Origin of the sequence: Sphingomonas sp. (genome assembly GCF_048595155.1) — a bacterium.
In the GTDB taxonomy this organism is placed as follows: domain Bacteria; phylum Pseudomonadota; class Alphaproteobacteria; order Sphingomonadales; family Sphingomonadaceae; genus Sphingomonas_I.
Window position 1 is genome coordinate 64,864 of sequence record NZ_JBMDXN010000118.1, and the last position, 6,395, is coordinate 71,258.

5 protein-coding genes and 1 pseudogene are annotated in these 6,395 nt (G+C 66.1%); 2 read left to right on the top strand and 4 right to left on the bottom strand.

Features of this window, described 5'->3' with window-relative positions; genetic code table 11:
• Positions 1-4 precede the first annotated feature (4 nt).
• From ACOJSI_RS19275 to ACOJSI_RS19290, 4 genes are read right to left on the bottom strand one after another with little or no spacing between them, the layout of a single operon-like run.
• Positions 5-490 carry a pyridoxamine 5'-phosphate oxidase family protein gene (locus tag ACOJSI_RS19275; RefSeq protein ID WP_420139939.1) on the bottom strand — a complete coding sequence of 162 codons (486 nt, stop codon included), beginning with the start codon at positions 488-490 and terminating at the stop codon, positions 5-7.
• A 35-nt stretch (positions 491-525) separates the two neighbouring features.
• A complete protein-coding gene (locus ACOJSI_RS19280) occupies positions 526-1,695 on the bottom strand; it encodes a mechanosensitive ion channel family protein (RefSeq protein WP_420139940.1) in 1,170 nt (389 codons plus the stop codon).
• Position 1,696: 1 nt separating this feature from the next.
• Positions 1,697-2,719, bottom strand: a complete 1,023-nt coding sequence (locus ACOJSI_RS19285) for a DNA topoisomerase IB (protein ID WP_420139941.1) — start codon at positions 2,717-2,719, stop codon at positions 1,697-1,699.
• Between the two features lie 53 nt (positions 2,720-2,772).
• Entirely contained in the window at positions 2,773-2,952 is a 180-nt protein-coding gene (locus ACOJSI_RS19290) for a hypothetical protein (RefSeq protein ID WP_420139942.1), read from the bottom strand.
• A 111-nt stretch (positions 2,953-3,063) separates the two neighbouring features.
• Between ACOJSI_RS19290 and ACOJSI_RS19295 the strand changes: the two genes are divergently transcribed.
• Positions 3,064-5,064 carry an autotransporter assembly complex protein TamA gene (locus ACOJSI_RS19295; protein ID WP_420139943.1) on the top strand — a complete coding sequence of 667 codons (2,001 nt, stop codon included), beginning with the start codon at positions 3,064-3,066 and terminating at the stop codon, positions 5,062-5,064.
• Positions 5,064-6,395: pseudogene (locus ACOJSI_RS19300) on the top strand (translocation/assembly module TamB); the annotation flags it as partial. The gene ACOJSI_RS19295 and the pseudogene ACOJSI_RS19300, both read left to right, overlap by 1 nt.

The following is a 6,395-nucleotide window of genomic DNA, read 5'->3' on the forward strand; positions in this document are numbered from 1 at the left end:
TCGCTTAAAGCGAAACCTCGGCGACATTGTCCTTATAGCTTTCCTTCGGGTCCTTCCCGAGCAGGCGGGTCAGCATCGCGCCGATCGAGCTTCCGCCCAGCCACAGCTCAGCCTTCTCGGTGTCGAGCCGGAGCAGCGTCAGCTTGGGATCATTACGGCCGCCTTCGAACCAGGCCTCGACATGCGGGTTCCACAGCCGATCGATCGTCGCTTCGTCCTTGTCGACGTTCAGCGTGCCATGGATGCTCGCGAACAGATCATGGCCCTTGCCCGTATAGGTGGCGATCGCGCGGTTGGACGATCCGGCCAGCGCGGTCGTCAGGCCATTATCGCTGGTGGTGAAGAAATAGAGCGGCCCGCCGTCATTTTCGAACTGTGCGGTCATCGGCTGGGTATGGCCGTCGCGGGCATCCACCAGGCCCAGCATCACGAACGGCGAAGACTTCAGATCTTTCCAGAAGCGGGCTTCGATTTCGGCGGCATCTGCCATTCTAGATCTCCTTGGTTTCGAAGATCATAATGGCGTCAGCCGCGCGCGGTTCCCTCCGCTGGCTGCGTCGGCCCGCCCGCCGCGCCGGGCGGAGGCATATTGACCGGTGGCGTGATCGACTTGCCGTCCGGCCCGGCAAATTCGATCGCCGCATCTGCAAAGGCGTCGAGCAGCGCGATCGCGACCTCGTGGCGCGCCTGGAACACCTTGTCCCAATTCTCGCTCTCGACGTCGAACTGTACCTGCACCTCGATCACCGGCAGAGCGAGGTTGGCGATGCCGCAGCGGATGAGCTTGCAGCTGTCCTGCGCCTCGATCACCGCCTTGATCATGCCCTGAACTTTTCCAAGCACGTCGGCGGGTGTGTGATACGCCAGATGTAGGGTCATTTCGACGCGGCGGCGTTTCAGCCGCGCCATATTATGCAATTCCTTGTTGAGCAGATTGGTGTTGGAAATCACCACCTGCTCACCGCTCACCGCACGGATGCGGGTCGTCTTCAGCCCGATCGCCTCCACCGTACCGCTCGTATTGTCCCACTTGATGGAATCGCCCCGCTGGAACGGTCGGTCGAAGATGATCGACAGCGCCGAGAACAGATCGTCGAAAATCCCCTTGGCGGCCAGACCGATTGCGATACCGCCTATACCCAGGCCCGCGACCAGCCCGGTGACGTTCACACCAAGATTGTCGAGGATCAGCACGATCGCGATCGCGAACAGCGTGATCGTGACGAGCAGCCGGATGATGCCGATTGCCGAACCCAGCGCGCCCGGCTGATCGCCGCCCGCGCGATATTCGATCACGCCCAAGATGGCTTCGCGCACCCACAGCGCGCCCTGCAGTGCGGCCGCGATCGTGAACAGCACGGTGATCGTCTGGGCCAGCAGGGGCGGCGGGAAGGCATAGCCGGAGACCAGCTTCGCGGCGAACAGGGTGATGAACCACAATTTGGTGACCGCGAAGACCCGGCCGATCGTCTGCGGCCAATGCGCCCCGCCCAGACGGCGTCGGCATAGCCGCTGACCGGCCCAGCGGATCGCGATCAGGGTCGCCGCGATCAGCACGCCCGCGCCGACTGCGATTGTGATCTGCAGATAATGGCTCAGCGCCCAGGCGATGCTCTCATCCCATAGTCGCTGGACCGTGCTGCCCGACACGCGCAGCGGAGCCGCCGGCGCGGCATTGTTCGCAACGTCCGGCATGTCAGGCGGCCTTTGCCTGCTTTTTGCCCTCGCGGGCGAGCTCGTCGAGGAACGCGATCAGCGCCCGCTCATGGCTATCCAGCCATTGCGTCGGCCGCGGCAATTTCAGCTCGCACAATTCGCTCGCATTGCCGCCGCGGCACAGCTCGATCAGGGCAGGATGGATGTAGGATTTGCGGCTGATCGCAGGCGTGTTGCCGAGCGCCGCGGCCACCGCCTCCAGCATCGCCTTCAGCGCTGGCTTTCCGTCCTTGGCGGTCTCCAGAATATGTTCGAAGGCGAGCAGGCTCGCGCCCCAGGTGCGGAAATGCTTGGCGGTGAAATCCCCGCCCGTCGCCTCGCGGATATAGTCGTTGACCTCGGCCGACCCGACCGGCTGCGGCTTGCCCTCGTCGTCCAGATATTCGAACAGATGCTGCCCCGGCAGATCCTGCGTCCGCCGAACGATCGCGGCCAGCCGCCGGTCCTGGATCGTCAGCCGCTGCTTCTTGCCGGACTTGCCGATATATTCCAGCCTTAGCGTGCCGCCGCTAATCTTCGCGTGCCGATTGCGCAGCGTGGTCGCACCGAAACTCTTATTTTCCTTGGCATAGGCCTCGTTGCCGACGCGGATATGGCCAAGGTCGAGCAGGCGGACGACCGCCGCGATCACCGTGTCGCGTGCCAGCTTGCGGCCCGCCAGATCCGCCTCCACCTTTGCCCTGAGCTTGGGCAAAGCGCGGCCGAACTCGGCGCAACGTTCATATTTGTCGGCTTCCTGGGCGGCGCGGAAATCCAGATGATAGCGATATTGCTTGCGCCCGCGGGCATCGACGCCGGTCGCCTGGATATGGCCGTTCGGAAAGGGGCAGTACCAGGCATTGGTATAGGCCGGCGGCAAGGCGATCGCATTCAGGCGATCAATCTCGTCGCGATCCTTGATGCGGTCGCCCGACGGCAGGAAATAGGCCCAGCCGTGGCCCGCGCGCTGGCGGGTGATTCCGGGTATCTTATCATCGACATGACGCAATCGTGCTGGTGCCATAAGGCTTGAACGTGAACCGTGCTGCCTCGTTCCGCCATCAGCGGAGGAGCGCGTTAGCGGTTGGTGTTTTTCCTGTCCTGCAGCCAGATCAGGACCGCGACGGCGATACCCACCGCCGCCCCCGCCAGCACCCCGATGGTAGGCTGGCCGCTCACCCCTCCGGCAAGGGCGCCGATCAGGATGGCGAGGGCAAGGAACACGCCGCCGGCGGCACTCGGGGTTTTGGAAGCCATGTGGCTTTCCTGCCAGTTTTCCGAACTTTCCGCTAGTTTCCCGGGACGACATGTGTGCCGCGGCGGCAAAGGATGCTGGCGGCCCGCGCGGTCCTTGATTAGGACAAGGCCATGGTCCCCGTCTCGCCGCGGCACGCATCGCGTTTATCCGTCGCGACGGCCCTCCTCCTTTCCGCCTGGACACCGCTGCATGCGCAGGCTGTCCCAGGCAGCGCCGCGCCGGCTCCGACCGCGCCGCCGCCCCGGATCGATCTTCCACCGGTGCAGACCGCGCCCAGCGATATGGCGCCGATGCCCGATCTCGGCGTCGACTGGCCCGATCCTGCCAAGATCGACGCCACCCCCACCGTCGGCACGACCGAGGTGCAGGGCACCGTTGCGGATCGCCTCAAACGCTATCGCGTCATCCTGGAAGGCGCCGACGATCTCGGCAGCGACTTCAAGACGCGCTTCAACCAATTGTCGGCGCTCGTCACCAATCAGGGCAAGCCCGCCAACGCCGCCCAGATCAATCGCCGCGCCCGCGATGATGAGGAACTGGTCCGCCAACTGCTGGCGGCGGAAGGCCATTATGACGGTCGGGTCGCCGCCACGGTCAGCTCCACGCCGGGCGATGCCGAGACGATCGTGCGCGTCACCGTGCGGCCGCGCGACGCCTACCAATTCACGACGGTGGCCCTGCCGGGCCTTGAGGCCGCCGGGGCCGAGGGTACAGCCCTGGCCGGCCAGTTCGGGGTCAAGACGGGCGACACCGTCGATGCCGACAAGGTGCTCGCCGCCGTCACCGCCTTCAAGGCCACGCTCGGACGCGAGGGCTATCCCTTCGCCAAGGTCGGCGAACCCCAGGTCGCGATCGACCATCAGCTCAACAAGGCCACGCTGACGCTGCCGGTCACGCCGGGAGTGCGGGCGCGCTTCGGCAGGATCGTGCCGACCGGGGCGAAGCAGACCTTCTCGGCCGAGCATCTCGCGACCATCGCGCGCTTCCATCCCGGCGAGCGCTACGATGCCGCCCGGCTGGAAGATCTCCGCCGGGCCCTGATCGCGACCAGCCTGGTCTCGGCGGTGACGATCACGCCTACCCCCACCGCCGATCCTGCTGTGGTCGACATCGCGGTCCATATCGATCGCGCCCCCGCCCGCACCGTCGCGGGCGAGCTTGGCTATGGCACCGGCGAAGGCGTGCGCGTGGAAGGCTCGTGGCAGCATCGCAACCTGATCAAGCCCGAAGGGGCGGTCACCTTCCGCGGGGTTGCAGGCACGCGCGAACAGTCGCTCGGCGCGGTGCTGCGCCAAAGCAATTTCAACGACCGTGACCGCATTCTCAACGCACAGATCGTCGCCTCGCACAGCAATTTCGATGCCTATGACGCCCGAACCTTCACCGTCGGCGCCAGCATCGAACGACAGACCAACATCATCTGGCAAAAGACCTGGACCTGGTCGCTCGGCACCGAATTCGTGGCCACGGACGAACGGGACACGGTTGTCGCGACCGGCGCGCCCCGCCGCCGCACCTTCCTGGTCGCGGCCGCGCCCACCAGTTTGGGCTATGACGGATCGGACGATCTGCTCAACCCGACCCGCGGCTTCCGCCTGTCCGGCCGGCTGTCGCCCGAATTGTCGCTGCAGGCGGGCACCCACGCTTATGTGAAGATGCAGATCGACGCGAGCGGCTACCAGCCGCTGGGCGACCGCGTCGTGATCGCCGGCCGCGCCCGCTTCGGCTCGATCACGGGCGTTTCGCGCGACAGTATCGCGCCGTCGCGTCGCTTCTATTCGGGCGGCGGCGGTTCGGTGCGCGGCTATGGCTATCAGAAGATCGGGCCGGTCGACGTCGATGGCGATCCGGTCGGTGGGCGATCGCTTAACGAATTCGCGGTAGAAGCGCGGGTGCGTTTCGGAGCCTTCGGTGTGGTGCCTTTCCTCGACGCCGGCAATCTCTACGACAGCAGCCTGCCGAAACTCACCGGGCTGCGCTACGGCACCGGTTTGGGCGTGCGCTATTATTCCAGCTTCGGGCCGATCCGCGTCGATGTCGGCACGCCGCTCGATCGGCGCGCAGGGGAATCCCGCGTCGCCGTCTATGTTTCGCTCGGCCAGGCCTTCTAATGACGGATTCGGATACCCCGGTTCCCGCCATCGACGAAGAGGGCCCCGCCCCCCGCCCGCGGCGGCGCTGGCCTATCCTGCGCCGGATCGGGATCGGCATCCTCGTCCTGATCGGGTTGCTGCTCGCCATGGTCTGGAGCATCGACACCCAGCCCGGCCATCGCCTGATCGCCGATCGCATCGCCGCCATGCGGCCCAGCAGCGGGTTGCGGATCAAGATCGGGCGGATTGAGGGATCGATCTGGCGCCGCGCCACGCTACGCGACGTCCGGCTCTACGATCTTAAGGGCCAATTCTTCGAAGCGCCCGAAATCAGGCTGGATTGGCATCCGCTGGATTGGGCCAAGAACCTGCTCAATATCGATCGCGTGTCGGCGCCGCTGATCATCTTCGATCGGCTGCCCGCGCTCCGCAGCAAACCCGGCAGCCCGATTCTGCCCGGCTTCGATATCCGCATCGGCGCGCTCCAGGTCGATCGGCTCAAGGTCGGCGCGGCAGTGGGCGGCCATGCCGAGATCGTCCGCCTCGTCGGCAGAGCGCATATTCACGATCGCCGCGCCATGATCGGCCTGCGCGCGACCAGCACCGCGCGGGATCGCGTCCTGCTCGATCTGGACGCGGAACCCGATGGCGATCGCTTTCGGTTGATCGGCGCGGTCGACGGCCCCGCCCGCGGCATCATCGCCGGGCTGGCCGGCGTGAAGGAAGCGATCACGCTGCGGATCGGCGGTCGCGGCACCTGGCATGTCTGGGATGGCGCGGTCCATGGCACGCTGGGCGGCAAGCGCTTTTCCGATCTCGGGATCGGCGTGCGCAACGGCCGCTACAGCCTCGCCGGAACCATCGCCCCGTCCAATTTCCTTCAGGGCAAGCTGCAGCGGCTGACGGCGCCCCGCGTCAAGGTCGCCGGCGCCGCCACGCTCGTCGATCGCCGGCTGAACGGCCATCTCAATCTGGCCTCGCCCGCGCTGCAATTTGCCGCCGCCGGCGGCATCGATCTCGGCGGGTCGGCTTTCTCCCGCCTGTCGATCGATGCCAAGCTGCTTCGACCGCCGGCCTTGTTCCCCAACATGACCGGGCGCGACGTCCATCTCCACGCCCTGCTGGACGGGCCGTTCCGCACGACCAGCTTCCGCTATACGCTCGCCAGCCCCCATGTCGCCTTCGACACGACCGGCTTCGACAACATCAAAGCGTCGGGCGAGGGTCATTGGTCGGCGGCGCCGGTATCGGTTCCGATCAAGCTGCAGGCGGCGCAGGTCACCGGCCTCGGCACGGTGGCGGGCGGCATCCTGCGCAATCTGGCCGTCAGCGGCGTCCTGCGCGTCGAC

Coding starts and splice junctions, on each gene's coding strand:
- ACOJSI_RS19290 (WP_420139942.1), bottom strand. CDS start 2,952: ATGGCTTCCAAAACCCCGAGTGCCGCCGGCGGCGTGTTCCTTGCCCTC.
- ACOJSI_RS19275 (WP_420139939.1), bottom strand. CDS start 490: ATGGCAGATGCCGCCGAAATCGAAGCCCGCTTCTGGAAAGATCTGAAG.
- ACOJSI_RS19285 (WP_420139941.1), bottom strand. CDS start 2,719: ATGGCACCAGCACGATTGCGTCATGTCGATGATAAGATACCCGGAATC.
- ACOJSI_RS19295 (WP_420139943.1), top strand. CDS start 3,064: ATGGTCCCCGTCTCGCCGCGGCACGCATCGCGTTTATCCGTCGCGACG.
- ACOJSI_RS19280 (WP_420139940.1), bottom strand. CDS start 1,695: ATGCCGGACGTTGCGAACAATGCCGCGCCGGCGGCTCCGCTGCGCGTG.